Origin of the sequence: Mucilaginibacter gossypiicola (assembly GCF_900110105.1) — a bacterium.
GTDB classification, from domain to species: Bacteria; Bacteroidota; Bacteroidia; order Sphingobacteriales; family Sphingobacteriaceae; genus Mucilaginibacter; species Mucilaginibacter gossypiicola.
On record NZ_FOCL01000019.1, the window covers coordinates 105,746 to 132,240 of the forward strand.

The 26,495-nt window shown below is 42.0% G+C and carries 19 protein-coding genes and 2 rRNA genes; 10 read left to right on the plus strand and 11 right to left on the minus strand.

Translation table 11 applies throughout. From position 1 onward, the window contains the following. Positions 1 to 9: 9 nt before the first annotated feature. Positions 10 to 3,321, minus strand: a complete 3,312-nt coding sequence (locus tag BMX50_RS32600; RefSeq protein ID WP_091221696.1) for a SusC/RagA family TonB-linked outer membrane protein — start codon at positions 3,319 to 3,321, stop codon at positions 10 to 12. Between the two features lie 587 nt (positions 3,322 to 3,908). On the opposite strand from BMX50_RS32600, the gene BMX50_RS32605 reads away from it, so the two are divergent. The 5 genes from BMX50_RS32605 (at position 3,909) to BMX50_RS34830 (ending at position 8,236) form a co-directional block, all read left to right on the plus strand. Further along, positions 3,909 to 4,373 (plus strand): HmuY family protein, encoded by a 465-nt coding sequence (locus tag BMX50_RS32605; RefSeq protein WP_091221700.1) that lies wholly within the window; start codon positions 3,909 to 3,911, stop codon positions 4,371 to 4,373. A 139-nt stretch (positions 4,374 to 4,512) separates the two neighbouring features. Continuing rightward, a complete protein-coding gene (locus BMX50_RS32610) occupies positions 4,513 to 5,361 on the plus strand; it encodes a heme/hemin ABC transporter substrate-binding protein (protein ID WP_091221703.1) in 849 nt (282 codons plus the stop codon). Continuing rightward, positions 5,358 to 6,398: a FecCD family ABC transporter permease gene (locus BMX50_RS32615; protein ID WP_091221707.1), complete on the plus strand. Its 1,041-nt coding sequence runs from the start codon at positions 5,358 to 5,360 to the stop codon at positions 6,396 to 6,398. The genes BMX50_RS32610 and BMX50_RS32615 overlap by 4 nt, the downstream gene beginning before the upstream one ends. A gap of 1 nt (position 6,399) precedes the next feature. Continuing rightward, positions 6,400 to 7,200, plus strand: coding sequence for a heme ABC transporter ATP-binding protein (locus tag BMX50_RS34825; RefSeq protein WP_091221710.1), 801 nt, complete (start codon positions 6,400 to 6,402; stop codon positions 7,198 to 7,200). Between the two features lie 19 nt (positions 7,201 to 7,219). Beyond that, positions 7,220 to 8,236 (plus strand): hemin-degrading factor, encoded by a 1,017-nt coding sequence (locus BMX50_RS34830; protein ID WP_091221714.1) that lies wholly within the window; start codon positions 7,220 to 7,222, stop codon positions 8,234 to 8,236. 103 nt (positions 8,237 to 8,339) lie between these two features. Here the strand turns inward: BMX50_RS34830 and BMX50_RS32630 are convergent, their stop codons facing one another. From BMX50_RS32630 to BMX50_RS32650, 5 genes are all read right to left on the minus strand, one after another. Beyond that, the gene (locus tag BMX50_RS32630) at positions 8,340 to 8,690 is read right to left on the minus strand and encodes a DUF2200 domain-containing protein (protein WP_091221719.1); all 351 of its coding nucleotides are present in this window, start codon (positions 8,688 to 8,690) and stop codon (positions 8,340 to 8,342) included. A gap of 52 nt (positions 8,691 to 8,742) precedes the next feature. Then, complete coding sequence (locus BMX50_RS32635; protein WP_208864849.1) at positions 8,743 to 10,266, minus strand: sulfatase family protein; 1,524 nt, start codon at positions 10,264 to 10,266, stop codon at positions 8,743 to 8,745. A 178-nt stretch (positions 10,267 to 10,444) separates the two neighbouring features. Continuing rightward, entirely contained in the window at positions 10,445 to 11,359 is a 915-nt protein-coding gene (locus BMX50_RS32640; RefSeq protein WP_091221728.1) for a helix-turn-helix domain-containing protein, read from the minus strand. A 9-nt stretch (positions 11,360 to 11,368) separates the two neighbouring features. Further along, entirely contained in the window at positions 11,369 to 12,175 is an 807-nt protein-coding gene (locus tag BMX50_RS32645) for an SDR family oxidoreductase (protein ID WP_091221735.1), read from the minus strand. Between the two features lie 240 nt (positions 12,176 to 12,415). Continuing rightward, positions 12,416 to 12,751 (minus strand): hypothetical protein, encoded by a 336-nt coding sequence (locus tag BMX50_RS32650; protein WP_091221739.1) that lies wholly within the window; start codon positions 12,749 to 12,751, stop codon positions 12,416 to 12,418. Positions 12,752 to 13,036: 285 nt separating this feature from the next. Here BMX50_RS32650 and BMX50_RS32655 point away from each other — a divergent pair, with 285 nt between their 5' ends. Next, positions 13,037 to 13,432, plus strand: a complete 396-nt coding sequence (locus tag BMX50_RS32655; protein ID WP_244281161.1) for a group III truncated hemoglobin — start codon at positions 13,037 to 13,039, stop codon at positions 13,430 to 13,432. Between the two features lie 222 nt (positions 13,433 to 13,654). Here BMX50_RS32655 and BMX50_RS32660 read toward each other — a convergent pair whose 3' ends face one another. Beyond that, complete coding sequence (locus BMX50_RS32660; RefSeq protein WP_167668168.1) at positions 13,655 to 17,371, minus strand: ABC transporter permease; 3,717 nt, start codon at positions 17,369 to 17,371, stop codon at positions 13,655 to 13,657. Positions 17,372 to 17,744: 373 nt separating this feature from the next. Between BMX50_RS32660 and BMX50_RS32665 the strand changes: the two genes are divergently transcribed. Together BMX50_RS32665 and ku are read left to right on the plus strand one after the other, a co-directional pair. Continuing rightward, positions 17,745 to 18,026, plus strand: coding sequence for a hypothetical protein (locus tag BMX50_RS32665; protein ID WP_091221747.1), 282 nt, complete (start codon positions 17,745 to 17,747; stop codon positions 18,024 to 18,026). Continuing rightward, positions 18,023 to 18,793 carry a non-homologous end joining protein Ku gene (ku, locus tag BMX50_RS32670; RefSeq protein ID WP_091221751.1) on the plus strand — a complete coding sequence of 257 codons (771 nt, stop codon included), beginning with the start codon at positions 18,023 to 18,025 and terminating at the stop codon, positions 18,791 to 18,793. Before BMX50_RS32665 ends, ku begins: the two co-directional genes overlap by 4 nt. Before the next feature lie 76 nt (positions 18,794 to 18,869). Here ku and BMX50_RS32675 read toward each other — a convergent pair whose 3' ends face one another. Together BMX50_RS32675 and BMX50_RS32680 are read right to left on the minus strand one after the other, a co-directional pair. Continuing rightward, positions 18,870 to 19,583 (minus strand): LytR/AlgR family response regulator transcription factor, encoded by a 714-nt coding sequence (locus BMX50_RS32675; RefSeq protein ID WP_091221756.1) that lies wholly within the window; start codon positions 19,581 to 19,583, stop codon positions 18,870 to 18,872. 5 nt (positions 19,584 to 19,588) lie between these two features. After that, positions 19,589 to 20,614: a sensor histidine kinase gene (locus BMX50_RS32680; protein WP_091221798.1), complete on the minus strand. Its 1,026-nt coding sequence runs from the start codon at positions 20,612 to 20,614 to the stop codon at positions 19,589 to 19,591. 199 nt (positions 20,615 to 20,813) lie between these two features. On the opposite strand from BMX50_RS32680, the gene BMX50_RS32685 reads away from it, so the two are divergent. Both BMX50_RS32685 and BMX50_RS32690 read left to right on the plus strand, forming a co-directional pair. After that, a complete protein-coding gene (locus BMX50_RS32685) occupies positions 20,814 to 21,653 on the plus strand; it encodes a DoxX family protein (RefSeq protein ID WP_091221760.1) in 840 nt (279 codons plus the stop codon). 233 nt (positions 21,654 to 21,886) lie between these two features. Beyond that, positions 21,887 to 25,507: an ABC transporter permease gene (locus BMX50_RS32690; protein ID WP_091221765.1), complete on the plus strand. Its 3,621-nt coding sequence runs from the start codon at positions 21,887 to 21,889 to the stop codon at positions 25,505 to 25,507. Between the two features lie 425 nt (positions 25,508 to 25,932). On the opposite strand, the gene rrf is transcribed toward BMX50_RS32690, so the two are convergent. Then, positions 25,933 to 26,044 (minus strand): 5S ribosomal RNA (gene rrf / locus BMX50_RS32695). A gap of 278 nt (positions 26,045 to 26,322) precedes the next feature. Then, a 23S ribosomal RNA gene (locus BMX50_RS32700) occupies positions 26,323 to 26,495 on the minus strand; the annotation flags it as partial.

Sequence of the window (26,495 nt, forward strand, 5' to 3'; positions counted from 1 at the left end):
TTTTTCTCCTTAAAAAGTAGCGTTTAAACCAACTGAGTATTGACGCATGGTTGGGTAACCCACGCTTGCCCCTATTTCCGGGTCGAGGCCAGGGTACTTGGTAATCGTCAGCAAATTTTCGGCAGCTACATAGATCCTTATTTTAGTTAAGGCCCATTTTTCCGAAATCCGTTTAGGAATGGTATAGCCTAACTGCACATTTTTAAGCTTTACATATGATGCGTTATACAAGTAAAAATCGCTGGCTACTGCGGCGTTCTGCACATCAGATGTGTTTTTTAACCTTGGATAATGTGCGCCAGTGTTATTTGCAGGATCAGAAGGATTGGCATCATTGTAATAGTAGTGGTTGTCGGCTACCAAAGTGCTAACTGCATTGCCCAATGACACAATAGAGTTGTTGTAACCGGTATCATTCCAGTAATAATACATACCAAAACTGCCCGCCCATATCATAGAGCAATCAAAGCCTTTGTAAGCAACATTAAACTGCAAACCCGCATTGTATTTAGGAACCGACGATTTTTTAGTCAATTGCGCATCGTAGCTATTGCCATAAATACCATCGTTATTGGTATCTCCATAAATTAAATCGCCATAATAAATCTTGGTTTTGCCGATGCCGTTGCCCGGCTGAAATTTGTAACCGGCATCCATCATGCTTTGCAGCCATGCCATATCCTGGGGAGTCCTGATCATACCATCTTTAGGGCCGCCATTCTTATTTACGGTTCCATCGGCATTAAAGTAGCTGCCGTTACCCTTATACACAGGGTATAGATAGTACTCGTTGATCAGGTGGCCTTGTATTACTCTTGTAGTACCGCCGCTTGATACCTGGCCGATATTTGATGAATACACAGAGGCGCCGGTAGCATCAGTAGCGTATCCTTCCTGTAAAGTGCCTTTATATTTTTCAACCCGGTTAAAGTTATAGGCAAAATTACCCGACACGTTGAAGCTTAAATCACCGGCTTTGCCATGGTAGCCTAAAGTTACTTCGATACCCTTGTTTGATATGGCAGCTATGTTTTGCGTTGCCGCTGTTGCTGTACCTACTGTTAATGGTACTGTCGGGGTAAACAAGATACCACTGGTATACTTGCGATAGGCATCAATCTCAAAATTCATTTTGCCTTTAAACAATGATCCGTCTAAACCGATATTGGTAGTGGTTGTAGTTTCCCACTTCAAGTTTTGGTTAGCTGTTTTTGATTGGATCAAACCGGTTACGGCCGCCCCGTTAAATGAATAGGCTGTAGTGCCATAGGTAGCCATGTAATCATAATTGCCTAAGGAAGCCGAAGAGTTGAGCACGTTATTACCGGTCTGTCCCCATGAAGCCCTCAATTTCAAATTGCTTACATAATTGTTAATGTTCTGCATGAAAGGCTCTTCAGAGATCCTCCATCCCGCAGCAAAGGCAGGGAAAAAGCCCCAGCGATTTGCAGGTGCAAATTTTGATGAACCATCATACCTGAATACAGCTTCTAATAAATAACGCTGCTTATAATCATAGTTCAGCCTGCCAAAAAATGACCTTAGGGAATAATCATAGGCATCACCCGTGGCAGCCGTTGGTGTTGTAGCCGAGCTCAAGGTAGTTATTGTAGGGTCAATAAGACCTAACTTGGTGGCATCGAAATAATAGTAGTTATAATAGTACTGGTCAAAACCGCCCAATATGCCAATGTTATGATCTTTGGCGATAGTGGTATTGTATCTTAAAACAGCATCCCAGGTAAGCAGGTAGTTTTTGTTAAAATCATAGTAAGTGCTTAGCTGCGCCGGAGCCGTTGCTGCCGATTTTAAAGTGTTGGTTGAAAAATCCCAGCGCTCCAGAGGAATGGTGTATGAATTATTCTCTTCGAAACGGGTTTGATAGTTAAACTTGGTTTCGAGCACTAACCCTTTATACAAATTAACGTTTGCAAAAATGGTACTGTTAAACCGCGATTCCTGATCCCTGCCACCGGTGCTGTTTAAATAGGTAAGGATGTTATTGGCTGTCGATGATTCTTCAGGTGCAGAAGGGAAGCCATATTTACCATTATAATATGGATATACGCCCGGTGTGGTTTGCCTTAAATAATTAAAGGCATTGCTTGTACTGGCCAGTCCATAGCTTTGTAACGATGCAAATGTTTGCGTACCGACAGTTAAAAACTTGGTAGCCTTGGTTTGCAGGTTCACCCTGAACTGGTATTTGTTTGATCCGGTATTTTGCATTGTACCGGGGTTTCCGTTATACCCTGCCGATAACAGGTACTGCGTGGTTTCGTTACCGCCATTTAAAGCAATGTTGTGATCCTGCAGCACATTGTTTTGAAAAATTGTTTTTGCCCAATCTGTATTAGGATATGCGATGTAATTAGGCACACCAATACTATTTAACCCATTAGGATCGGCATTGGCTTTTTGCCATTGGGCGATGGTGGCATCGGTATAAACCGGCGTTTGGCCAAGGTTTCTATAACCTTCATTTACCAATTGCATATGCCTTACATAGTCCGTAACAAACGAAGGCATAGCGGTTGGGTTAGTTTTAGATGCGATACCACTGTAAGTAATGGTAGTTTTGTTTTTGCTTCCTTTTTTTGTGGTAACCAAAATAACGCCGTTTGCTGCTAACGACCCATATATAGAAGCAGCCGCCGCGTCTTTCAGTATCGAGATACTTTCAATATCATCCGGGTTAACGGCATCCAAAGTACCCTGGATACCATCAATTACCACCAGTGCGTTGTTATTATTCAGTGTACCCAGGCCCCTGATACGGATAGTTGCACCATCGGCACCTGGCTTTCCTGAGCTTTGCATTACCGATACGCCTGAGCTTAACCCGGTTAATGCCGATGAAACGTTGGTTACCGGACGATTTTCCAGGTCCTTTGCACTAATTGTAGCTACGGAACCAACAACATTAACTTTTTTCTGTGTTCCGTAACCTACAACCACCACATCGTTTAAACTGGTGCTTTGCTCGGCTAAAACAACGTCAACTACCGAAGCATCGCCGGCAGTTTGCTCCTGCGTTACAAAGCCGATGTAGGAAAACACCAATACGGCATTGCTGTTAGGTGCATTTAAACTATAAGTTCCCTTACTATCGGTAATTGCACCTGTAGCTGTTCCTTTTACCTTAACGCTTACACCTGGTAAACTGAGACCTTTAGCATCTTTTACGGTACCGGATATTTTTCTCGACTGGGAGTACGCATTAGGAATAAGAAAGAACAGTATCGCCAATACGCCCAGGGCATGTTTAAAGCCCTTTACGATACATACTTTTAAATAACTGCATAAGTAAATTTTATCCATTTTGATTCATTTTGATTTGGGTGTTTTTGTTTATTGTGATTGTTTAAAATAAAATGGAGATCAGGTGCTTATTGGTCATATATGCTATATTATTAGAGCAACTGGTCAACAAGCAAGATCATTTGGCAGATCAATGAATTATCATCTCTTTCATGGTTTGTTTATTTTTGGTTTAAACAAAACTGACTTAAATGACCTGTTTGGAGGGGGTAATATCCTAATGAAATGGGGCGAAAATTCTAAATCACAGTGCCAAGCGCAAAAAAAATGCAGTTTATGGTTTTGTGGCGGTTGCTTTTAGCATTAAGAATAACACTTTATATTTTCTGACATTGGCACTTAAGCCAGGAGACAACTGCGCCCTGCAAAGCCAGCAAATACCAACCAATCAAACACTTACTAAAACACATTCTTAAACCTAAAGCCGAGGTTAAGCTTTTATCTAAATGTAAATTTCATAAAAGTTGATTATTATTTGGAATTAGTCTAATTAAATTATTGATTTGTGCAATCAATGTCACATTTAATCAATTTAAGATTATGATCACCCTTAAAAAAGCTATAGGTTCCTGCTAACCGGCTTACTAATGCCTGTTGGATATGCTTTTTCGCAAACAAATACCGTAAAGAAAGTTGAAAACCTTAATGCAGCCGATAAAATCACTTATTTTAATCTTGAAAACGGGGCCGAAGTAAGCGAAGCTGATACGGCTAAAACCGGTTGGGACCTCGCATTTCAGCATACCGTTATCGTTTTGCGCAGTACAGCTGAAGGGCAAATAATTTCAGATGCTTCTTTTGATAAAATAACCACCGCGCCAACAACCGGATATCAAAAAGGAAAAACAGCGCTTCCGTGGGGCAGCGGCAAAGGTTGGTACACCTATAATATGGACAATCATGTGGTTGCCCCTATTGCCGGTAAAGTGATCTTCATCCACACGGCAGCCGGTAAATATTATAAACTGGTTGTTGATAGTTATTATAAAGACGGTAGCGCAGATGGAGCGTCGGCCAATTATACATTCAGGTATAGTGCGGTTAATTTATAGCAAACCTTTGACGTAACCCTCCGGGCTTGTGCAATTCCATTCCTGAAATGAATGTATTTAACAAGCACGACAAGTAAACACAGCCGAAACACATCCCTGCACTACAAGGTTTAAAATCGGTATTCCCCCTTAATTGATTATGAAAGTATCTATCAAGTTTATAAAAAACATATTCCTGCTTTTGCTGCTGGGATTTAGTATCCAGGTTAATGCAGCGGCACCTAAACGGATCATTACCTTAAGCGGTGCGTTAACTGAAACCGTTGATGCCCTGGGCTTTGGCAAAAGCATCGTTGCTGTTGATGTAACCAGTATCTACCCAGCCTATGTCGCCGCCTTACCAAAAGTGAGTAAGAACCGTACAGTATCTGCCGAGGGTTTAATTTCTTTTAAACCCGATTTGGTGCTTGCTCCTGAGGGCAGTGTGTCAAAAGAAATAGCTTACCAATTGCAATCTGCCGGCATTAACCTCGTAAATATAAAACAGGAGTTTTCTGTTAACGGTTCTATAGCTTTTATCAAAGCAGTAGCCACTGCCCTTCAGGTGCCCGCAAAGGGCGAAGCTTTGGCTAAACAAACGCAGGCAAAGGTGAACAAAGCCCTTGCCGAGGTTAAAAAGAGCAATAAAACCCCGAAAGTGTTGTTCATTTATGCACGAGGCACCGGCGTTATGCTTGTTGCGGGTCAAAATACCAACATTGATGCTATCATTTCACTGGCTGGCGGCAAAAATGCAGCACAGGGATTTGACAACTTTAAGCCCTATACAACAGAGTCACTAATTGAAGCAAACCCGGATGTGATCCTCATGTTCGATTTTGGCCTGAGCAGCCTTGGCGGTGCCGACGCTGTTTTGAAAATGCCGGGTGTAGCACAAACCAATGCCGGTAAAAACAAAAAAATTGTACAGATGGACGGCGAACTTTTAATCAACTTCAGCGTAAGGCTTGACCGGGCTATTACCGGGCTGAATAAAAACCTGCAATGAAGAACGGACTTATCTATGCAATATTAGGCTTAGGGGTTTTCTTTACGGCAGCCTTGTCATTAAGCATGGGTGCCATGAAAATCCCTGTTCAGGATGTGCTGCTTATACTGGCAAAAAAAGTATGGCTGTTTAAAAACACAGCTGTTGATGAGCAATTTGATACGGTATTAACTATTGTACGAATGCCCCGTGTAATCATGGGCCTGCTTGTCGGTGCAGCTTTAGGTATCTCGGGCGCTGCCATACAAGGAATATTCCGCAACCCGCTTGCCGAACCGGGTTTGATCGGTATCTCTTCGGGCGCATCATTATTTGCCGTGCTCATCATCGCTGCCGAAACCGCGTTATTGGCAGGCTTAAGTAATTTGCTGGGTTATTATTTACTTGCCTTTGGTTCATTTGCCGGGGCGGGTATTGCAACACTTGTTGTTTACCAGATCTCGCGCAATGACGGTCGGCCCAATGTGGCAACAATGCTTTTAGCAGGCATAGCGGTTAACGCGCTTGCCGGGGCTTTAACCGGTTTGGTTACCTATATGGCTAATGACCAGCAGCTGCGCAATATTACTTTTTGGCTGTTAGGCAGCCTTGGCGGTGCCACCTGGCAAATTATTTTATGCCTTATACCCTTTGTAATTATTCCGTTGGTTTTATTACCAACAATGGCTAAAACACTTAATGCCTTTGCATTGGGCGAAACGCAGGCACAACAACTGGGCCTGCCGGTGGGCAGAGTGAAGCGCTGGGTGGTTATACTTTCAACCATGGCGGTGGGAGCATCAGTTGCGGTATCGGGCATCATCAGCTTTGTTGGCTTACTGGTACCGCATATGGTAAGGCTCATTTTTGGGGTGGATAACCGGCGCGTGTTACCGGCATCGGCACTAATGGGCGCGTTGATCCTAACGCTTGCCGATATGATAGCCCGCAAAGTGGTAGCTCCGGTCGAGCTCCCCATCGGTGTAATTACCGCTTTGCTTGGCACTCCCGTTTTCCTGTATATTTTGATAAAAGATAAAAAGAAAATTACCAGATAAGATGCTTACAGTTGAAAATGTAACTTATAAAGCCGGTAAACATACCCTTGTAAAGGATATATCCTTTATGGTACATCCCGGAGAGGTAATGGTGATACTTGGCGCTAATGGCGCAGGGAAGTCATCGTTGATGCGTTTGCTCAGCGCCGAAAAAAAGCCATCGGTCGGGTCAATCACGTTATCAGGAAAAGTGTTGAACAGTTATACAGCAAAAGAACTGGCATTAAAGCGGGCTATCCTCAATCAGCAAAACATCATCAACCTCGATTTTTTGGCGATGGATATTGTGCAGATGGGACGCTATCCCCACTACAGCAATAAACCTGCAGCGCATGATCTTGATATTATTACCGAGGTAATGGCCATCACAGGCACAACACATATGGCCGACCGCTCATTCCTGTGGTTATCCGGCGGCGAACAGCAACGCGTACACCTGGCAAGGGTATTAGCCCAAATCTGGGATACGCCTGAAGCATTATTGCTATTGGACGAACCTGTATCAGGTATGGACATCCTGTACCAGCAGCAAACGCTATCACTGGCAGCCATGCTGGCAAAAAAAGGATTCATGGTAGTGGCCATATTGCATGATATTAACCTTGCCGCTCAATATGCTGATAATATCATGATGCTGAAAAACGGACGCAAATGGTATCACGGCTCGCCTGCCGAAATACTGAATACCAAAAGCATTTACGATGTTTTTGAAGCTGAGGCTGATGTTTTCACCAATCCTAACACGCTTAAACAACTTATTATGCCTAAGGTGATGATACACCAGGCACAAACTACAGTTTAAAACCCTACACACAATAAATATGGAAACCATATCATTAAAAGAACAATATCTTGCTTTTAAAGCCGAAAACCCGAAGAAAAGGATCCGCGATATAGCTGCTGCCCTAAATGTAAGCGAAGCCGAATTACTGATGACTAGCCTAGGCGAAAACGTAATCATTCTTGAAAATAAATTTGAGGACCTGCTAAAAGAGATCACTTCATTAGGTTACGTTATGGCCCTCACCCGTAATGAATATTGCGTTCATGAGCGCAAGGGCGTTTACGAAAAAGTTTCATTTAGCCCGCATGCAGGTTTGGTTTTAGGACCAGATATCGACCTGCGTTTGTTCATGAGCCAGTGGAAATTAGGTTTTGCCGTAGAAGACAATAACCTTAAAAGCTTCCAGTTTTTTGATGGCAACGGGGTAGCCATACATAAAATCTATCTCACAGATAAAAGCAACACCGAAAAATATCCGGAACTGGTTGCCCGCTTCCGGAAAGCAGATCAGCAAGCAGTAGCTTTATTGCCAGTCCCTGCTCCTGTTAAAACCTCATTGCCAGATGGCGAAATTGATGTTGCCGCATTTCAACAAGCTTGGATAGCTTTACAGGATACCCACGAATTTTTTGGCTTACTAAAGCGTTTTAATCTTAACCGAACCCAGGCCCTAAGGCTTGCTCCTACCGGCTTTGCCAAACAAATTAATACCGATGATTTTAAGGCAGTAATGCAAAAGTGTTCGGTAAAACAGATCCCGGTTATGGTGTTTGTGGGCAATCACGGCTGCATCCAGATCCATACAGGCACAGTTACACGCATTGTAGAAATGGATGTTTGGTTCAACGTGCTTGATCCTGAGTTTAACCTGCATTTACGCATGGATGCGATTGCTTCGGTATGGCATGTTGTTAAACCATCAAGCGATGGCAACATTAACTCTCTTGAACTTTTTAACAGCGAAGGTGAAATGATTGTCCAGATGTTTGGCAAACGCAAACCTGGCCTTCCCGAACTTATTGAGTGGCGCGAAGTTTTGGCTGAGATTGCCTAAAACATTAATTAATTTTAGTGTATAACACCTATTAACAAAAGAGCCTGTTTTATTGTACAATAAAACAGGCTCTTTTGTTAATTCTCTAAATGGCAAGCGGCTCTTATTTCCGCAAAATCTTATCCATTAACTTTCCCTTTGCTAATTCATCAATCAACTTATCTAAATAACGGACCTTCTGCATCAGTTTATCTTCAATTTCTTCAACACGATATCCACAAATTACACCTGTAATTTTTGAAACATTGGGGTTTAATTGCGGGGCTCCTGCAAAAAAGTCTTCAAAGTTGGTTTTATCATCGATATGTTTTTGCAGCATATCTGTATCATAACCGGTTAGCCAAAATATAACTTCATTTACTTCGGCTTTTGTACGGCCTTTTTTCTCCGCTTTTAGGATATAATGCGGATAGACACTCGCAAAAGACATTTTATATACTCTTGAATTATCCATCTTACAACTTAATTTTCAACCTGTCTTTAAATTATAACTCTTACAAAAATTATCAGTCGTTGTAAGGATGCCGGTAATCGCCCCATGGATGCTTAACTGTACGTTTAAGCGGAATTTGCATCCCTCCTGTTTTCTCCAGCCAATCATACAAATCATTTGCCAGCTTCTTTACCGTTTCTTCATATTCCGGCCTGTCAATTAGGTTAACGCTTTCAGCAGGATCTTTTTCGAGATCGTAAAGTTCGTTGGTATCCCATACGCCCTGGTTCCTGATGTATTTAAATTTATCTGTCCTCACGCCATAAATAACCGGTGTCATCGGGAAATCGTATTCCCAGTAATATTCATAAAAGATTTTATCGCGCCATTTAGTGGAGTCGCCCTTCAACAGCGGAATAATAGAACTTCCTGGCATGGTAGCAGGCTTCTGCAGACCGGCCGCCTGCAGAATGGTTGGCGCTACATCCACATTCTGGATCATTTTGCTGATAGCCTGGCCACCTTTAAAAAGCTCCGGGCAACGGGCCAAAAATGGCACTTTAACCGATTCTTCATAAAAATGGCGTTTATCGATCAAACCATGCTCGCCAAAGCTAAAGCCATTATCACCCATATAAATAACCAGGGTATTCTGATCGAGACCTTCCTGCTTCAGATAATCCATAACTGCGCCAACACTTTCATCAACAGCCAGCAAAGTTTCACAATAATCCCTTACCAACTCTTCTATTGGCTGGTGTGTATGATACAGATAATCCACCCCGTGCCAGCTATAACGCTGTTGTTTTACCCATTCGGGCCAGCCCAGTTTTTTGTAGGCATCAGTTTGGGTTTGGTAAAACGTGGATGGTAAGGTATACGGCAAATTTTTGTATAATCCGCGGTGCCTTTTGGCCGGCTGCATTGGCGCGTGTACTGCCTTGTGCGAGAGGTATAAAAAGAACGGTTTCGATTTATCCCTTTTTTTAAGCCAGCCAAGTGCATGTTCAGTAAGCAGGTCGGTGATATAAGTAGAGTCACCGTATGTTACCCGTTTCCCATTAATATTTAGCGTAGGGTTATAATATACACCCTGCCCGCGAAAGCTTTCCCATTGGTTAAAACCAGGACGAGGATGGTCATCATCATCGCCCATATGCCATTTGCCAAAGAAACCGGTTTGATAGCCTGCCTTTTGAAGATATTCAGGAAAGTAAGTCAGATTAGGCGGCTCGGGTGCATTATTATCTACAATGGTATGTACATGAGAATACGCACCTGTTAATATTGAAGCACGACTGGGCGAACATAAAGATGTGGTTACAAAAGCATTTTTAAACCAGGCCCCCTCTGCATATAACTTATCGAGATTTGGCGTTTTGAGCCAGGGCACCCGGCCGGTAAAACCCATAAAATCATAGCGATGATCATCCGTAAGGATAAAGATCACATTTCTTGGTTTTTCACCTTTTATTTTAGGTAAGGATTGCACTTGTTTTTTTACCTGTGCTATGACCTCCCCGCCTATCATTACAAATGCCAATAAAAATGTTAGCGTGCAAAATACAGGTAAGCAGCGCTTTGTCTTTAGATTCATTATATACATGTTAGTCTTATTTTAGCGGCCTCAAGCCGGATAACCAACCCATCCCTATTCAGAATCTAAAGTACTTGGAAAAAATTAATTGAACTTACTTGCGGGATATTTTTTTATTCAGATTTTACCGGGTACCGCCTACACTGGAATAGTATGGGGGCAGTTTTAATGATACCGGTTAATTAAAAGTTTGTTTGAATTCCAGCGGCGACAGCTCTGTCTTTTTACGGAAAAGTTTATTGAATGATTGCGGACGTTCAAACCCAAGCATATAAGCAATCTCGCTTACAGACAAATTAGTGGTGGTTAAATATTCTTTGGCTTTATCTATCAGTTTTTGGTGGATATGCTGCTGTGCACTTTGACCGGTAAGGGAGCGCAACATATCACTCAGATAACGTGGCGACAAATTTAGTTGATCGGCAAGATGTTCAACTGTAGGTAAGCCTATTTTAAGGCCTTGCCGCTCCTCAAAGTAGGCAGCAAGCAGTTCTTCCATGTTAGTCAGCAAGTCGTGGTTCAACGCTTTCCTGGTGATAAACTGGCGCTTATAAAACCGGTTACTGTAGTTTAGGAGTACTTCAAGATAAGATATAATTACATCCTGGCTAAAATCGTCGATATTGGTTTCCAGTTCGGCACCTATCTGCTCCATGATGTTCAATATGATATTTCTTTCCTTTTCCGACAGATGCAGCGCCTCCCGGGTATCGTACGAAAAAAAACCGTACTTAGTCATGTTCTTACCCAACGGATAGTTGCGCAGAAGATCGGGGTGAAAGAGTATAGAGAAACCATAATATTCAACATCTCTGTCAAAGTGGATGACCTGATGAGGGGCGGTAAAAATCAACCCGCCCTCATCAAAATCATAATATCCCTGGCCATAACCAATACGGCCTTTCATTGTTTTTTTATAGGAAATTTTATAAAAATCAAGCACAAAGCTATCCGGCATTTTATCCAGGTTGATAACAACCTTTGTATTATCAACAAGACTGATCATTGGGTGCGCCGGACCGCGAAGGCCCATCAGTTTATGAAGTTCGCTGATACTGTGGACACTAACAGGCGCCTGGCTTGTTTTTTTCATAATGCTAATTTAAATATTTCCCTGTTCAAAGATCATATGGCCCAACTCTTTGCGAAATGCTTCGGTACCAACCTCCAGCCGACGGTCATACAAACGGTTGGCATCCGCGCCGGCTACATAACGTACCTGGTCTTTTCCATCGGTAGCTGCTTCATACACAACATCGGCAATCTGTTCGGCAGTCGAAAAATTATCTACATTAAACAAAGCGAACATTTTTTGCAGGGCAGCGTCGTAGGCGGGATGACTCACCGGCTCAAGAGAGCGGCCGCCAAAATCGGTAATGATACCGCCCGGAGCCACTGTTTTAATGCCAACATTGAACATACCCAACTCAAACGACATACTTTCGCTCCAACCCTCAAGTGCCCACTTAGTGGCATGATAAATTGAGGATAACGGAAAGGAAAGTAATCCGCCCATAGAAGTTGTACTGATAAACAAACCCTTTTTACGTTCGCGAAAATATGGAATGAAGGCTTGTGTAACACGCATTACACCAAGCAGGTTAGTATTGAGTTGTTTGGTGATCTGTTCGTCGGTATAAGCTTCCATCGGGCCTATGAGGCCATAGCCTGCGTTATTAAAAACCACGTCAATATCTGTAAGCTCAAGCGCAGTTTGTACTGTTTTGCTGATCTGGTTAATATCGGTTACGTCAAGCGGTAATAAGGTAACGTTTTCAAGTTGTTTCAGTTCGGTATCCTTTTCTGGGTTACGCATAGTAGCGATCACTTGCCAACCCCTGGCCTGAAAAAGTTTTGCAGTGGCGTTACCTAATCCGGTAGATGCACCGGTAATAAAAATGGTTTTCATGATGTCATAAATTTTATGCTGCAAAGTTGCGGGGTGGCAGCATGACAAAAGTTTCCAAAATGAGTATGGTTGTTTCCAAAATGACAAAGCACCTATTTTAGTTAATACTAAAATATCAAAGCCCCGATACCATAATATCGGAGCTTTGATGTAGCTTTTAAAACACCTGAAACGAGCGGCTCAAGCATTAAAAAAAATATCGCCTGTCTCAGCCAGCTATACAACCGGCTCGCTTCATCCTCATTGCTGCAGCGCCTTGTAAAGCTTCCTCATTTTTTTTGCATCTTTCTCAAGCTTCTCAATAAGTTCGTGCACCTTTTTAGTATCCGCACCTTCCAGCCCCGCTTTAATTGCCGCTTTAATGTCGGACAACTTTTTTAATTGTTTGTCTTCATCATAAAAAGTTGTATCGCCAAAAAAAGCACGCAGATGACCGCTGTTTTTGCTTTGTATTTTCCCGTAATCATCGCTAAACCCGCTTTTTCCTTTACTCAACAAGTTTGCCGCCAGGGCTTCATAATGGTCGAACGTGATGATGAGACCGGTTATTTCTAAAGTTACGTTATTTAAATCCATAGGTAGTATTTTGAAAACAAAGCTATAAAAAAGAAAGTGCCTTGCTGTGTCGACCTTTGATATAGTACAACTGTGACTTCAGCGTGGCAATTAACATAGGCAATGAGCCTCAATCAATAAAGGATTAAGCGGCTCCGTTAAAAAACCACGGATATAAGCGGGCAGCAAATCCTCTTGATTACATAAAACCTAACGTTTTATATTATAAATACCTTGCAGCTATGATTTGACATATACCTGACAGGTATCACTTTTCATTGGCATATAATCAACTATATTGCAGTTATGGAAATGGAAAGGCAGCTCTTGGATCTCAGCGATGTTAAACTAATGGTGGATACGTTTTACGATAAAGTGCAGAAAGACGATTTGCTGGGGCCAATTTTTAACGGCCGTATACAAGACAACTGGCCTCAACACCTTGAAAAAATGTATGCATTTTGGCAAACTACCCTGCTTGGTGAACATACCTATAGCGGTCGCCCCTTTCCACCTCATGCAACACTACCCGTCGGTCCGGCGCATTTCAACCGCTGGATAAACTTATTTACGCAAACAATCGATGAGCTTTTTAGCGGTGAAAAAGCTGAAGAGGCAAAATGGCGGGCCGCTAAAATCGCCCAAATGTTCGAATTGAAGGTTCAGCATTTCCAAAGCAGTTCCGGACAGGCATTGTTGTAATTAATGATACAAACCAGGAACATCCTGAGCGCCTCAAGCCATTTGCTCTGTCGCGACAGTACACATAAAGAAGCCACGATATTTTTGACTACGCTTTAGCTTGACAAAGACACTAAGAAAAAAGGCCATCGTTCGATGACCTTTTATAACAGCTTATAAATAAAACGGCCGGAGCTTTTTTGATTGATACAAAAAGGTTAGCTCCTTAGCCTGCCATGCAAATCATTCGCTTCTCAAACTTTTTACAGGGTTAACCACGGCTGCTCTGATTGTCTGAAAACTGGAGGTAATGAAAGCGGTCAACAGCATGCCTGCCCCACTCGCCGCGAAGATCCACCAGCTAATTGTTGTCTTATCGGCATAATTTTCCATCCATTTATTCATGGCCCACCAAGCCAGTGGCGTAACAATCACAAATGCCAGCAGGATAAGCAATATCAACTCGGTGGAGAGCAGGCGCACGATTTGCGCAACAGAAGCGCCGAGTACTTTACGTACGCCAATCTCTTTTGTTCGCTGCTCCGTAGTATAAATAGCAAGGCCCAATAAGCCCAAACAACTAATGAATATCGAAAGCCCGGTAGCCCAGCTTAATAAGGTGGAGGTTTGTTTTTCCTGGTTATAGAATTGTTCTATTGATTTATCGTAAAACTTATAATTGGGATCGTCGTCGGGATAAAATTCTTTCCAGATTTTGTTCATGTCCATCATCGTTTTTGACCAGCTGAGGTTTCCCTGATTTTCTGGTCTCAGGGCGATATGGATAACGCTATTCTGAAAGAAATTGTTGCTGCCAGCCGCAAGAATAACCAGAGGCCCCATGGGCGACTGGAGCGAATGGGTATAAAAATTGCCGGCAACACCAACAATACGCCTGGATTTTGAATTATTCAATTTCTCCAGCGTTTTGCCAATCGCATCACGCGGGTTTGAAAATCCCATGACGCGGGCGTACTTTTCATTAATTATCACACCTGTTGTACTATCGGCAGACGTAATATTCCGACCGGCCAGTATTTTGATATGATATATTTTAACATAATTTTCATCTGCATATTTTAGTTCAACCGAAGTGATGGTTTCTTTTTTTCCATCCTTATAAACAGCATTTGTGGCGTTTGTTGATCCCGATGAAGGGGGGAAATATCCCAGACTTACCATTTCAACACCGGGCAGGGCAAGCAATTTGTTTACCATCACCTTGTTTGTGGCCGCTTTACCAACCTTGTATGGGGTTTGCGCATAAACAATCGCGTCCTTTTTAAAGCCCAGATCCTTATGTAGCGCATAATAAATCTGCTTGCTTACCAACATAGTAGCCATGATGAAAAACTGGGCAATAATAAACTGCGACACGGTGAGCGATTTGCGCAACCAGGCGCTCCGTGTTTTGTGGCTACCGCTTTGCACCTGGTTTTTAAGCACTAAAGCGGGTTTATAGCCTGATAGCATAAGCGCGGGATAAAAGCCGGATAAAAAGCTGACAATGACTGTTAGAGCAAACAGGAACAGGAAAATATCGGGCTGATGCAAAAAATCCGCTTTTACTCCAGAGGCTATAAAATCTGAAAACAGTTTTAAGATTAAGGGCGTAAGGCCCATTGACATTAGTACGGCAAAAAGGGCAATCAGAAACGTTTCGCTCAAAAACTGCATTATTAACTGCGTGCGGCTACTGCCCATGGTTTTGCGGACGCCAATTTCTTTTGCCCTTTGGGTAGCCTGTGCTGTAGTTAAATTGATAAAGTTGATGCAGCCAAGCAGTAACAGGAATCCGGCAATAACCAGTAACAGGTACAACCTGTTTATACTTGCAGGCCCGCTAAAATCAAAGGTGCCATATAATTGGTTAAAATGGATGTCGCTTAATGGTTGAACGGTATAGGTTTGCTCACTCGCGTTTTTCAGGTCTTCGGCGCTTTGCGGGTTACTCTTTTTGTACATAGCGTTAACCTGTTTTTGCACTCCTGCCGCAGAAACGTTAGGATTTAGTTTGATAAACACCTCCGATGCAGAGTTGGTACTTCCCCAACTGTCAAGCTGCAAATCCATACCCAGCCTGTTTTTGGGCTGGGCTGAACTAAACGAGATAAAATCGTGGAAGGAAAAGTCGGTATTCTGTTTTATGGTTTCAACAATGCCCGATACCGTTGTTTTTAATGTATCGTAAGTTACGATCTTACCGAGCATCTGTTCGTAGCGCAGCGAGGGGAAGTACACCTTCGCCTGCTCCGAAGTAAGTACAACATGGTAAGGCTCGTTCAATGCAGTTGTCGGCGAACCTGCAAGCCACGTATAATGAATTAACTTAAAATAATTCTGGTCGGCCAGGGTAATATGATCTTGTCCTTTAAACTTTAAGGGCGCGTTATTTTTATCGATGACCATTACATCAGGGTTCAATGTATACAAGGGAGCTACTATTTCAACCCCTGTAACATTAGCCTTTATCCCCGCAGCCATCGGAGTGGTGACGCCATAGCTATGGCTCTCATTGCCCTGGAACTTAAAATTAGATACCACGCGGTATATCCGGTCGCTATCTTTGTGAAACTTGTCAAATGTAAGGTCATAATGTACGATCAGATAAATTACCAGCGAAGCGCTGATGCCAATAGAAAGACCTATAATATTGATCAGTGTAAATACCTTGTGTTTCCAGAAATTCCTGAAAGCAATTTTTAAGTAATTTTTAAACATAATGCCGCGATTTAATTTTGAAGGAGACCACCCGGAAGTGGTATTATACTTCGAAATTACGGGCTCGAATTGCAGTTGTCTGCCCAACTTATAAGTTGAGCAACCATTTTTCAAGTTATTTTTAAACGCCATCGGGCTTTGCCCGGTAAACTGTTTGAAAACCCGGGTAAAAGTGCTCTGTGAATTAAACCCCGATTCGTAAGCTATGCGCAGGAAAGTAAAATGATCATAAGCTGGATCCTGCATTTTTTTTACAACAGCCCGGATCCGGTATTCATTAACGAAATCATTGAAGCTTTTTTTAAGCACGCTGTTAATAACGCGCGATAATTCGTGAGGATGCAACCCGAGTTTTACGGCCAATGAGATCAATGTTAATTCGGGGTCCAGATGATAAAGATTAGCTTCCATCGCCCTCTTCAACCAAATTCCTTTACCTTTTAGTTCTGCCGTTGGCGAGGACTTATAAACCGGGAATTGCTGAGCTATCACTGGTGCCTGGGGCTTCAGGAAAGCCGCTATTGAAGTCCAGATAATAATTATTGCGAAAGAGATATAAAAAGGATAATAAACATGTATGCCAATTTGATTGCGATAGCCCAAATAATCGACTGCGGCATAAGCTATCCACAATAGCCACAAAAAAGCAGTAGCCGACAACAAGCGGTGAAGCCAGCGAAATTCGAGTAATGACCGATCCATCAGAACGGGTTGCATACGCCGGTAAAAGTTTTGTATAAGCCGACGAGATTTATACAGATAAATCATCATTGAAATAAATATGAGCAGTTGCAATACCGGGTTCAACAATTGAAAAACATGTGTAGCATAGGTAGCTGCTCCGGTACGGATGCTTTCTTTGATCGCTAATGCCAATATTGCTTGCTCCAGCAACAACGGGCCAAAATGCAATAAATGTCTTCGGGTAAATTTGAATTCCGGGCGCGTTATTTTCAGCACATAAAAATAGATCATAGGCCCCAATGCAAGTAAAAATTGTAACGGTAGCCAATCCCATCCGGGCAGGTAGGTCTCCAATCGGATATCAATACTCAATATCCTCATCATCCATAAAACCATAATGGTCAAAGCCAAAGCAAGAAACCGGTTCGCCGAACGATGGATGCTCTTTGTGAACCACAGCAGCATAGCAAAGGTAAGCCCAACGAATATCGTTCCAAGGGTAACCAGGTCATACAAATTGATATGGAAGGCGTATGAATTCAAGTAATCAAACATATCAATTGCCATTCCAATTCAACAACAAACTGATATATAAATAATTACATTTTACACAAATTACATCCTGTAACAAAACCGTACATCAAGGCGTTCGGTTATGAAACGGCATTTTTTAAAACGGGCACAACTTTGCTGGTTCAGCAACAAACGTTGCATAAACAGGATGTACAATTGACTGGCTTAATTCAGAAGCAAAAAGATTTGGTGTTTGATTTTGATGAAGAAACTTGATTCATCCTAAAACCCTCGTCAACATTCAGATAAAAGCTGATTATGAACCATGAATTGGATCGGACTTTTTAAACACACTGTACTGTTGCGTTAAACAAAAGCGTGAACGACCTGTTTATTAATCAATTGAAAGTAAGCTATGGAAAATTACCCGATCACGATCAGTACAGACAAGGAAGTACACCATTTTGAAGTGGGAGAATATCCGCATCACGATGAAACAAAATGCAGGTACAAAGTTTTTGAAGATGGGAAACTGGTGGCCAGTTTTGAGCCGGATGCTCAAAACGTGTTGCATCTTTGCAAAAACGCCGAAGGATTGGATGAAGAACTATTGTACCTGCTTGCAGACCAGATCGAAGCACGATTGCAGCATCCGGGCGATAAACATTTGAAAGACTTTAATAATAACGCATCATGAGATCAATCTGGACAGGTTCTATAGGATTTGGGCTGGTGAGCATCCCTATCAAGTTATATTCGGCGGTACAGGAAGCCCGGCTGGACCTGGATATGCTGGACAGCCGCGACCATGCTAACATCAAATTTCAGCGCATCAATGAGCGCACTAAGAAAGAAGTTCCTTATGATAAGATCGTTAAAGGCTATAAATACGATGACGACTATGTTATTCTTGAAGAGGCGGACTTTGAAGCAGCGGCCCCGGAGAAAACAAAGGTAATCGAAATAGAAAATTTTGTGGATATCGCGGCTATAAACCCGATGTATTACGAAACATCCTATTACACGCAGCCTGCTACCAAAAAGAACAAAGCTTATGCACTTTTGCTGGAAGCGTTGAAAGAATCGGGTAAGGCAGGCCTGGCCCGTTTTGTACTGCGCAGTACCGAAAGCCTTTGTATCGTACATCCCGTTGAAAAAGACCTGGTGATCACCAGAATCCGGTTTCAGCAACAGATTCGTGACCAGGAGGAGCTGCAACTCGACGACGACATCCAGGTAAGTAAAAAAGAACTGGATATGGGCCTCGCACTGATCAATCAATATTCCGAGCCGCTGGACCTTTCTAAATACAAGGACGAATATCATACGGAACTCAGGCGGATCATTGAGGCTAAGGCAAAAGGCAAACGCCCTACCATCAAGAAACTGAAACCTAAAAAGTCGTCGGGCACCGATCTGTACGATCAGTTATTAAGCAGCCTGAAAGTTAAAAAAGGAGCCTGACAAATTAACATGAGCCTTTATCCTATCGCTCCCAAGAATTTTTCAAACGACTTCCAAAACTGCAGTATGCTTAAATTTAGCCCTTTGTTTTCGCCTGAATTATTTTAAAGAAAACAACTTTAAAAAGCCTTCCCAAAGGCAGTGGTTTGTCATTAAGCATTACCTGGTCGGTATTAAAACTGGTAATTTTATCTAATGCAATAATGAATGACTTGTGGATTCTCACAAACGAATTTGACGGAAGTGTTTGTTCCATATAACCAAGTTTTTCAGAAGCGATATAGGATTTATCCATGGTATGTACTTTAATATAATCGGCCAGGCCTTCTATGTAAATGATATCCTTTAGCAATATTTTCACTTGCTCTCTGCCCACCTTAAAAAACATATAGGGATTATCGTTATCTATGTTCGTTTCTTTAATTTCGGCTTTGCCGTTCCAATAGTGCATAAACTTAGCCATGGCCTTCATAAAACGTTCTTGCGTAATTGGCTTCACCAGGTAGTCGAATATCTCCATTTCGAAGGCATCCGCGGCATATTCACGATAAGCAGTAGTCAGGATGATTTTTGGACTTGATTGTAATGACCTTGCCAATTCAAGTCCGGAGACTTTTGGCATCTGAATGTCTAGGAAAACCAGGTCGACCGGATTTTTCTGAAGGAAAACAAATGCATCCAGCGCATTACCTAACGAAGCCACAACCCCAAAATCTTCAAGACCTGAAAGATGCAGTTTAATCAGTTCTCTTGCCGGTTCTTCGTCATCAACTATCAAGCACCTCACCATTACCTTCAATTTTGAATTTCTAATATAACAAGATAGGTATTTTGCCCCTGAATAATTTTCAGGTTATGTTGGTTTGGGTAGATCAGCTGAAGGCGTTTTTTGACATTTACTAAACCAATTCCGTTGTTATCCGGGGTTATCCGCCTTGTTTTATCGTCGCAGCTATTTTCAATCGTGATCGAAAACCGGTCTGCTTGCCTGGTTACATCGATCCTTACCCAACTTTTTTCAATAGAATCACCAACACCGTGCTTGAAACAATTTTCAACCAGTGGCAATAATAACAGCGGAGCTAACTGAAGGCCCTCAATATTGCCAAAAACATTGACGGCTATATCTACCCTGCCACCATACCTGTTTTTTTGAAGCTCGATATAGCTCTTGATATAATCTATCTCCTCTGCGAGGGCTATCGTATTCTTTGACGCATCGTATAAACTGTAACTTAGAAAGCCTGACAGATGAGCAATCAAGATGGCCGTTTCGGGACTTGTTTTAAGAGCTGTGCTATAGATGTTATTCAAAGTATTAAAAACAAAATGTGGCTGCACCTGCGATTTGAGAAGATCCAATTCTGCAAGCGTCCGCTGTTGTAATAACTCCTGCACATGGTGCTTTTCCTGGTACCAGAAACGAACCGAGTAATACAATGCGTATAAACTACTTATCGCATAAAGGTTTACAAAATCGACCAGGAATTTTCCCGCCGAAAACAGCGGCATATTTAACGCCATGGGAAAGTAACGCGGATAAATGATATAATAATTGAAATAACGCCTGATCAGCAGCAATAAACAGGAGCTAAAAATCACTCCGAGCCAAAAAGATGTTTTCCGACCCTGTTGATAATATCGCCGGAAAAAAACATGAACAGCAAGCATAGAAAATATCAAAGACACCGGCAGTGCCATGCAGGCGTTAATGAAATAACTATTGTAGTCGCCATACAATGACGCCAGCCCAAGCCACTGGTATAAAAAATACAGCGACCAAAATAGGCCATTGAATGCTATATCCTTATTAAGGGTCATGGTTCTGCTTTTTTTAAGCAAGGTATAGATTTTTGGCCTCGATTTTTTCGGATCGAACATAGAACAGGTCAGCTTTTCGACCAACGACCTTATTTTTCGGTCAACGCCGGATACCGCCGATTTCCGTTGTGTACAGAAGAAAGCTATTTAAGAGCCGCTACAGCTTTATTTTTGATTCGCAAACCTCATTCCTAAATCCATGAAAATGTTAATTATTACAGGCAGGGCCTTTTACGCATCGGCGTTAATTGTATATGGCCTGCAGCAATTTTACTTCGGAACTTTTAGAGACGTATTTTTTTCTGTTTACCAGCAGCACTTGCCATTTTTAAATATACTGTCTTATTTATTCGGGTTATATCTCATTATAACCGGCACACTTATTTTGATACCAGGCAAAGGCAAAAAGGCTTCGCTGATACTCGGCGGCGTTTTTATGACGCTGTTCCTGGGTACCCACATAACCTATGAACTGATCTCCGAGCCCAATAAACTATACCATCTGGGGCTGTGGACAACACCACTAAAGGAGCTGGCACTTGCCGGGTGCGCGTTCGTTGTCGCTCATTCGTTCGGTACAAGTCAGGTCGCTAAGAAAAGCTTTTTAGAAAAGCTCGCACCATACGGAAACCTGTTCTTTTTATACACGATAACGAGCTATGGTATTTCGCACATTATTTATGCACCTTACTTAGTAAATATGGTTCCGAAATGGATGGCCAATCATCTCTTTTGGGTTATGCTTACCGGTATAACGCTCTCAGCCGGAGGCATTGCAATCATTCTGGGTGTCCGGATCAGGATTATCGCTTTACTTTTATCGCTTCAAATCTTCCTGTGGGTATGGCTGGTGCATGTGCCCGGAACGTTAAGCACACCTTTTGCCGCCGACAGAGGAAACTTGCTGGCCAGCGCTTTTGACGCTTTGGCATTCAGCGGTACCGCTTTGCTTATCGCTTTGACAATGAAGAAGCAGCAATGGGTAGAAGATATCGAAAAATGGGGCGAAAAGGATCAGTCCGCGGGAGCACAGGTTTAATTTAAGAACATTATTAAAAATGCTATTACAAAACGAAGAAAATTTGCCGGTGGTTTTTATGAAGGCAAAAGTATACTGACTTAGCTTTGGCGTTTCCTGCATTAATAAAACGGATTGATAACTATGAGCCCAGCCTATAAGAAACAGGTTCTTATGAGCGTTAAATGGTCTTATTATTCTACACATCAATATTAAGATGTAAATTAAGAATGGTTTTGAAATAACAAATTCACTTGAATCCGTATACATTCCATATCAATCTTTACGACCTGGCCTCCATTGGAGCGATATTTATCGGATTGAATTATGCACTCCTATTATGCTTCAGCAAAGGCATTAACCGCGTTGCTAATCGTTTTCTCGCCATGGCGCTGATAACCATAGTTATATGGATGGCAAGGATGGTATGTTTGGATATACAGCTGTACAATTATTTTCCACGCTTTAGCTGGCTGCCGCTACAATTCTCACTGGCTCTTGGCCCTTTTATATACTTTTATATATTAAAGACCACCAAACCAAATCATTTGTTCTCGTGGAAGGACCTGTTACATTTCGCCCCGATACTGTCTGAACAATTCATGTTGATTTTGGAGATAACGAAAAGCATTGGTAAACCCATTTATAATACCACAACCTTTCAACAAATAAATCTGGCATTGCATCTTGCAGCATTTATCTCGGTAGTGATCTATCTGTGCTTGTCGTTCCGGCTGATTGAAAGTTATTATCAGGGATTGAAATTTAATACCTGGGGAGATCGAAACAGATTGGGGCTGCGTTGGCTGCACCGTTCATTGAAAGCTTTTGGCATATTGTGGTTGTCGTGGATACCTTTTACGGCAATCAATTACTTTTATTACCATACCGCTTCCGGGATATATGCATATTACCCTTTGTACCTGCTCATAACGGTTGCCATGATCCGGATAGCTGCCATCGCTTTCTTAAAACCGGGGAGTATGCCTCCCATTGATACACCCATTATACCTAAGCCAACAATCTCAGTAGTCTTTAAAGAAAAAGGACGATGGTTGAAAAAAGCTATGGAAGATGGCCGGTTTTATCAAGAACCGGACTTGAGTTTGGGCACACTGGCTGAAAAGCTGAATATCCATCCTCATGAATTGTCCAAAATCATCAATGGAACGTTCGGGAAAAACTTCAATGACTTTGTTAATGAATATAGAATACTGGAAGTAACGCAAAAAATGCAAGACTCCAGGTTTGACCGGCTAACGGTGTTGGGCATAGCTTTCGATTCGGGTTTTAACTCCAAGTCAACTTTTAACCGCACGTTCCGTGAAATTACCGGAAAAAGCCCCGCAGTATATAAGGCCGACCTTAAAAAAGGTGGCCCAACTTATCATTTGAGACCTTATTCCCATTCTACATCAATAATTTCGTACCAGGACGCCACCCCAAACGGACCTTCCCGGAAACTAAATCGGAATTATATGTTTAAGAATTATTTAAAGATCGCCTGGAGAAACCTGTTACGCCAAAGACTTTACAGCCTGATTAATATCTCGGGGCTCGCAGTAGGACTGGCGGTATGCATGCTCATTATGCTGTACGTTGCCCATGAACATAGTTATGACCGCTTTCATAAAAATGCCGACCGCATCTACAAACCATTTGCGCAAATGACCATGAATGGTAATACGATGAACATGGATCAGATGAGTTATGCATCCGGGCCAATCATTAAACAGTCGCAACCCGCTGTTGAAGATTACATGCGCACGCTGCATTATTTTATGTCATCTGTGGTAATCAGTAATCCTTCAAACCCGGACCGAAAGTTTTCTGAAAACAAGCTGTTGTTTGCAGATGCTGGATTCTTCAATTTCTTTTCCTTTAAATTATTGTCCGGACAAGCTTCGCAAGTATTATCTGCTCCTTTTTCGGTGGTTATATCACAAACCATGGCCAGGAAGTTTTTTGGCAACGAAAATCCAATCGGCAAGCAACTCACCATCAGGACTGACAGTGCCTACACCTACCAGGTAACCGGAGTGGCCGAAAATTGTCCCTCCAATTCTTCAATTGAATACAATTTTGTTGCTTCCAACAGCGGTTTCATGACAACTAAAATTGCAAAGAAATTTGCTGGCGATCAAAAAGTAGGCGGAGGGCTTTTTGATATTTATCTTCGCCTTCGGCATATCACAGATACGGCAGCGCTGAAACGAGGCCTTCAACTGCTTTATTCCGACAACACAAAAGGTCCGGAGGTGAAACTTTCACTGTTCCCCCTGGTAGACAGGCACCTGAAAAGATCATATGACAATTCTAATTTTAAATACTTAACCATATTTCCGTTAATAGCTTTGCTGATTCTTTTATTGGCTTTATTCAATTATATGAGCCTTTCCACAGCAAGGGCTACATTAAGGGCGAAAGAAATTGGTGTGCGTAAGGTATCAGGCGCAAGCCGCAAAGGTATCGCCATGCAATTTTATGTTGAATCGGCTGTTTTCTCGATCATATCCTTCTTTATCGGCTTCCTGTTGTGTTATTTATTCAAACCCGTACTGTGTAATATTCTTCAATTGGACATTGATAATGCTTTCTTTTTTAAACCGATAATCTTATCACTTTTATTGGGGCTATTGTGTTTAACAATATTAATAGCAGGTAGCTATCCATCGTTGGTTTTGTCGGGCTTTAAACCGGCTATCACCCTTAAAGGAAAAATGAGCAAACAGTCAGGAGGTGTCATCATCCGAAAAATATTTACCACGCTGCAATTTTCCATATCTGTAGGGCTTATCATCTGCGGTATTGTAATAGACCGACAGCTTTATTTTTTCAGGCATACAGATACCGGGGTAGATCGAGATAACATCGTTATGATACCCGTTGGAAGTACACTAAAAAGTTATCCGGCATTTAAGCAAGAGGTTATGTCATTACCAGGCATAAGTAAGGTGGCAACCTCCCGTTATGGAATGTTCAGCAACTACGATATGATAGGCATAAGCGGGAACACCAAAGATGAAAATATAATGCTTCCCTTTTTATCTGTAGACAAGAATTTCCTTTCGATTTTGGGATTAAAATGGAAATATCCTCCCTTACAAAACAACCAATTGGAAATTAGCCAAAAGATAGTCATTAACGAACTTGCAGCAGAAAAACTACACTTGCCTTTAAATCCTGTCGGAAGCTTTATAAAACCGGGGCCTAAACCTATCGAAATAGCAGGGGTAGTGAAAAATTTCAACTTTGGTTCGCTGGAGGATGAAGTTCAGCCGTTGGGGCTCTTCATAACTCCTGATACAGCCAAATCCTGGGCTTTGGGCTCGGGTGGGCGTTATCTCTTTGCAAAGGTAACTTCGCATACCAATTTACCCACTGTCATAAACTCTATACAACAAATTTTCAGAAAATATGATAAGGATAGCCCATTCGATTACACTTTTATGGACGATGCCTTTAATGCACGATATAAGGCTGAAGATAAGCTGGCTTCTATTTTTAGTATTTTCACTCTCATAACTATTACTTTAGCAGCGATGGGCTTGTTCGGATTAGCCGCGTTTACTATTGAGCAGCGCACTAAAGAAATCGGTATACGAAAAGTTTTAGGTGCCAGTGTCTCATCAATCAACAGTCTTTTATCCGCAGATTTTTTGAAACTGGTATTATTATCCATCATCCTGTCTTCACCGATAGCCTGGTGGGCCATGCATAACTGGCTACAGGGATTTGCTTACCGTATTTCTATACAATGGTGGATGTTTGGATCGGCAGGGCTCCTGGCTATTATTGTTGCGATGGTAACCGTTAGTTATCATGCGATAAAAGCAGCGATCACTAATCCGGTGCAGAGTTTAAGAAGTGAATAATGGGCTTTAAATAACATACAAGATCCAGGTAAGTCGTCAAAAAGTCGACAACCTACCTCACCGTACAGAACGTAATAAGCATGATACCCGAGGCTAATCACAAGAAAGCCTTTTCTTCGATAAGCGCCGCGACAACAGCGAAACCGAGGTCCTTTCCAGAAAAGAAATAGATTGGCATTACCCCTCTTGTCATCCTGAACGTTTGAAGGGTCATCTTCGCCCTGTATAGCTGCTTTGTACAGCGCAGAAGATCCTTCATTAAGTTCAGGATGACAAGAGGGAGGTGGTAATATTTTTAGTGAGTAGTGAATGATGAGTGGTGAGTGTTTTCCGGTTGATATGCAGGAGCAAAAAAGCGTATCAACGCAAAAAGCCTTAGTGATTAGCTAAGGCTTTTGCATTGTTGCACCATTAAAGGTGATAAAGGGTGGCACCGACCTACTCTCCCACGTTTTACCGCAGTACCATCGGCTCTGGCGGGCTTGACTTCTCTGTTCGGAATGGGAAGAGGTAGACACCGCCGATATAGGCACCTGAATGTTTTTAAGTTAGTGGTTGATTATGTGAGTGGTTAAGTGGTTCTTGTCTGATCATTTACATGGTTTATAGCTTTGCAACTACTCACCTAATCAACCATTCACCATTCACTACCATTAACATGACATATTATTGAAAGAAGTGATTGAATTTAAGAGAAAACAACAGCATTTGTTGTTTTTGTTTGTTTCAGGTGAGTGATCGTTCTTATTGTTTATTTGTACGGCTTTGCAACCATTCTCCTATTCAACTTAATCAACCACTCACCCTATTTCTATCTGAAGAAAGCTTCGGGCAATTAGTATTACTCGGCTATGATGTCACCACCTTTATACCTGTAACCTATCAACGTAGTAGTCTCCTACGACCCTCAATGGAAGTCTCATCTTGTGGCTAGTTTCGCACTTAGATGCTTTCAGCGCTTATCTATTCCCAACGTAGCTACTCTGCA

What these genes read in the sequence shown, in the direction of transcription:
- BMX50_RS32630 (WP_091221719.1), bottom strand. Translation starts at nt 8,690, where the DNA reads ATGGATAATTCAAGAGTATATAAAATGTCTTTTGCGAGTGTCTATCCG.
- BMX50_RS32645 (WP_091221735.1), bottom strand. Translation starts at nt 12,175, where the DNA reads ATGAAAACCATTTTTATTACCGGTGCATCTACCGGATTAGGTAACGCC.
- BMX50_RS32680 (WP_091221798.1), bottom strand. Translation starts at nt 20,614, where the DNA reads ATGACCCTTAATAAGGATATAGCATTCAATGGCCTATTTTGGTCGCTG.
- BMX50_RS32675 (WP_091221756.1), bottom strand. Translation starts at nt 19,583, where the DNA reads ATGGTGAGGTGCTTGATAGTTGATGACGAAGAACCGGCAAGAGAACTG.
- BMX50_RS32685 (WP_091221760.1), top strand. Translation starts at nt 20,814, where the DNA reads ATGAAAATGTTAATTATTACAGGCAGGGCCTTTTACGCATCGGCGTTA.
- BMX50_RS34825 (WP_091221710.1), top strand. Translation starts at nt 6,400, where the DNA reads ATGCTTACAGTTGAAAATGTAACTTATAAAGCCGGTAAACATACCCTT.
- BMX50_RS32665 (WP_091221747.1), top strand. Translation starts at nt 17,745, where the DNA reads ATGGAAAATTACCCGATCACGATCAGTACAGACAAGGAAGTACACCAT.
- BMX50_RS34830 (WP_091221714.1), top strand. Translation starts at nt 7,220, where the DNA reads ATGGAAACCATATCATTAAAAGAACAATATCTTGCTTTTAAAGCCGAA.
- BMX50_RS32655 (WP_244281161.1), top strand. Translation starts at nt 13,037, where the DNA reads ATGGAAATGGAAAGGCAGCTCTTGGATCTCAGCGATGTTAAACTAATG.
- BMX50_RS32660 (WP_167668168.1), bottom strand. Translation starts at nt 17,371, where the DNA reads ATGTTTGATTACTTGAATTCATACGCCTTCCATATCAATTTGTATGAC.
- BMX50_RS32640 (WP_091221728.1), bottom strand. Translation starts at nt 11,359, where the DNA reads ATGAAAAAAACAAGCCAGGCGCCTGTTAGTGTCCACAGTATCAGCGAA.
- BMX50_RS32610 (WP_091221703.1), top strand. Translation starts at nt 4,513, where the DNA reads ATGAAAGTATCTATCAAGTTTATAAAAAACATATTCCTGCTTTTGCTG.
- BMX50_RS32615 (WP_091221707.1), top strand. Translation starts at nt 5,358, where the DNA reads ATGAAGAACGGACTTATCTATGCAATATTAGGCTTAGGGGTTTTCTTT.
- BMX50_RS32635 (WP_208864849.1), bottom strand. Translation starts at nt 10,266, where the DNA reads ATGAATCTAAAGACAAAGCGCTGCTTACCTGTATTTTGCACGCTAACA.
- BMX50_RS32650 (WP_091221739.1), bottom strand. Translation starts at nt 12,751, where the DNA reads ATGGATTTAAATAACGTAACTTTAGAAATAACCGGTCTCATCATCACG.
- BMX50_RS32600 (WP_091221696.1), bottom strand. Translation starts at nt 3,321, where the DNA reads ATGGATAAAATTTACTTATGCAGTTATTTAAAAGTATGTATCGTAAAG.
- BMX50_RS32605 (WP_091221700.1), top strand. Translation starts at nt 3,909, where the DNA reads ATGCCTGTTGGATATGCTTTTTCGCAAACAAATACCGTAAAGAAAGTT.
- ku (WP_091221751.1), top strand. Translation starts at nt 18,023, where the DNA reads ATGAGATCAATCTGGACAGGTTCTATAGGATTTGGGCTGGTGAGCATC.